This window comes from Candidatus Protofrankia californiensis, from assembly GCF_900634765.1.
Lineage (GTDB): Bacteria > Actinomycetota > Actinomycetes > Frankiales > Frankiaceae > Protofrankia > Protofrankia californiensis.
Window position 1 is genome coordinate 13,091 of the sequence record NZ_CAAAFT010000077.1, and the last position, 2,693, is coordinate 15,783.

Here is a 2,693-nt window from a genome sequence, read left to right on the forward strand (position 1 = left end):
GTCCGGAGGTCCGGAGGTTGCCGGTTGTTCGGTATCCCGATGTTGTCCCGTCCCGCGTGGCGTCGTCCTTCTGAGCGTCTTGTGCACGAAGGTGGAGTGGTGGCATCCATGGGCAAGGTCGAACCGTTCTGGGTGGCGGGTCGACCGGCGACGGGTTCGACGAACTTCGAGGTGCGTCACCCGTGGGACGGTCGTCCGATCGCCACGGTCTCGCAGCCGGACGCGGGGCAGGTGGACGCGGCGGTGGCCGCGGCCGTGGGGGCCGCGCAGGCGCTGTCCGCCATGTCGGTGCATGGCCGGGCCGCCGCCCTCACCCACGTCAGCGGCCGGATCGCCGAGCGCGGTGAGGAGATCGCCGCGCTCATCACCGCCGAGAGCGGTAAACCGCTGACCTGGGCACGCGCTGAGGTCGCCCGGGCGACGTCGACCTTCCGCTGGGGCGCGGAGGAGGCCCGGCGCTGGTCGGGGCAGCTTCAGCGGCTTGACACCGACCCGGCGGGGGTCGGGCGGCTCGCCATGGTCCGGCGCGTCCCCCGCGGCGCCGTGCTGGGGATCACGCCGTTCAACTTCCCGCTGAACCTCGTCGCGCACAAGGTCGCGCCCGCGCTGGCCGTCGGCGCGCCCGTCATCATCAAGCCGGCGCCGAAGACCCCGCTGTCGTCCCTGCTGCTCGCGGAGCTGCTTGCCGAGACCGACCTGCCCGAGGGCTCGTGGTCGGTGCTGACCGTGCCGAACGAGGCCATGGCGGATCTGGTCGCGGACTCCCGGCTGCCGGTGGTCTCGTTCACCGGCTCCGCGGCGGTCGGCTGGACGATCAGAGACGCCGTGCCCCGCAAGCACGTCGTCCTCGAACTGGGTGGCAACGCGGCGGTGCTCGTGGCCGCCGACTGGTCGTCGTCGCAGGACCTGCGCTGGGCGGCGCAGCGGATCGCGACGTTCTCGAACTACCAGGCCGGCCAGTCCTGCATCGCCGTCCAGCGGGTGTATGCCGAGCGCGGCGTGTACGAGGAGTTGCTGGGCGAGGTGACGGCCGCGGTCGAGCGGTTGCGCACCGGTGATCCCGCCGACGAAGCGACCGAGGTCGGGCCGCTGATCGATCTGGCGGCGGCGGAACGGGTCGAGCGCTGGATCGCCGAGGCCGTGGACGCCGGCGCGACAGTCGTGACGGGCGGTAAGCGGGACGGGACGTCCATCACGCCGACTGTGCTGCGGGGCGTGCCGTCCGAGGCGCGGGTGGTGCGGGAGGAGGCGTTCGGGCCGGTGCTCGTCATCGAGCCGGTCGACGGGCTCGACGACGGGCTGGCCCGGATCAACGACAGCCCCTACGGACTGCAGGCCGGGGTCTTCACCCACGATGTGACGACGGCGTTCCACGCCTACCGCCAGCTCGACGTCGGCGGGGTGATCATCGGGGATGTCCCGTCCTACCGGGCTGACCAGATGCCCTACGGCGGCGTCAAGGAGTCCGGCGTGGGACGGGAGGGCGTGCGTGCGGCCATGGACGACCTCACCGTCGAGCGTGTTCTCGTCCTCACCGGCATCGATCTGTGACCTGCGTCGGTCCGTGAACGGCGGAAGTATTTCCGCATCCGCCTGGTTGCCGCGGGTATGAGAGCTGTAGGAGTCATCGAATTCGGCGGGCCGGAGGCCCTGAAAGTCGTGGAACTGCCCGAGCCGCACGCCGGCCCCGGTCAAGTACGCATCCGGGTACACGCCGCCACCGTCAACCCCACCGACACCTTCACGCGCAACGGCGCCCGCGCGAAGGCCCTGAGCAGGAACCCTCCGCCGTACGTGCCGGGGATGGACGCCGCCGGCGTCCTCGACGAGATTGGCGAGGGCGCCAGGACCGACCTCACGGTCGGCGAGCACGTCATGGCGATCGTGCTGCCGTCCGGATCGCAGGGAGCCTACGCCGAGCAGATCGTGGTACCGGTCGAATCCGTGGTCCGGGTACCGGCCGGAGCCAGCGACGTCGAGGCGTCGACGCTGCCGATGAACGGCCTCACCGCGCGGCTGGCCCTGGACCTGCTCGCGCTGAAGCCGGGCCAGACGCTCGCGGTGACGGGTGCCGCCGGCTGTTGCGGGGGATACGTCGTCCAGCTGGCCAAGGTCGACGGTCTGCGGGTCGTGGCCGATGCCTCCGACAAGGACGAACAGCTCGTTCATGACCTCGGTGCCGACATCGTCGTCCGGCGTGGGGACGACGTCGCCGACCGGATTCTCGCCGCGGTGCCCGGTGGCGTGGACGCGCTGGTCGACGGCGCCGTCCAGAACGCGCTCGTCCTGCCGGCCGTGCGTGACGGCGGGCAGATCGCCGCGGTCCGCCCGTTCGCGGGTGAGACCGTACGCGGCATCACCGTGCACCAGGTGCTTGTCGCGTCCTACCTGCGGGAGCAGGGCAAGCTCGACCGGCTGCGCCAGCTCGTCGAAGACGGTGCCGTCACCCTGCGCGTCGCAGGCAGTTTCCCAGCGGAGCAGGCGCCCGAGGCGCACCGCATCCTGGAGGCGGGCGGTACCAGGGGTCGTCTCGTCCTCGAGTTCTGACCGGTCGGTGTGACGCCGGCCGGTCATGATGGCACTTATTACCATCGGTTATTAATTATTACTGTCAGGTAGTGGGCCGGCCGACCGGCATCACCGGATCGGCCGGCATCACTTGGCCGGCATCACTTGGCCGATGTCACCTGACC

At 70.9% G+C, this 2,693-nt stretch carries 2 protein-coding genes; both read left to right on the top strand.

The genetic code is table 11. From position 1 onward, the window contains the following. Window positions 1-108: 108 nt before the first annotated feature. Window positions 109-1,551: an aldehyde dehydrogenase family protein gene (locus DD1DGNOD_RS04875; protein WP_131769550.1), complete on the top strand. Its 1,443-nt coding sequence runs from the start codon at window positions 109-111 to the stop codon at window positions 1,549-1,551. A 57-nt stretch (window positions 1,552-1,608) separates the two neighbouring features. Then, window positions 1,609-2,547: an NADP-dependent oxidoreductase gene (locus DD1DGNOD_RS04880; RefSeq protein WP_131769547.1), complete on the top strand. Its 939-nt coding sequence runs from the start codon at window positions 1,609-1,611 to the stop codon at window positions 2,545-2,547. Window positions 2,548-2,693 lie beyond the last annotated feature (146 nt).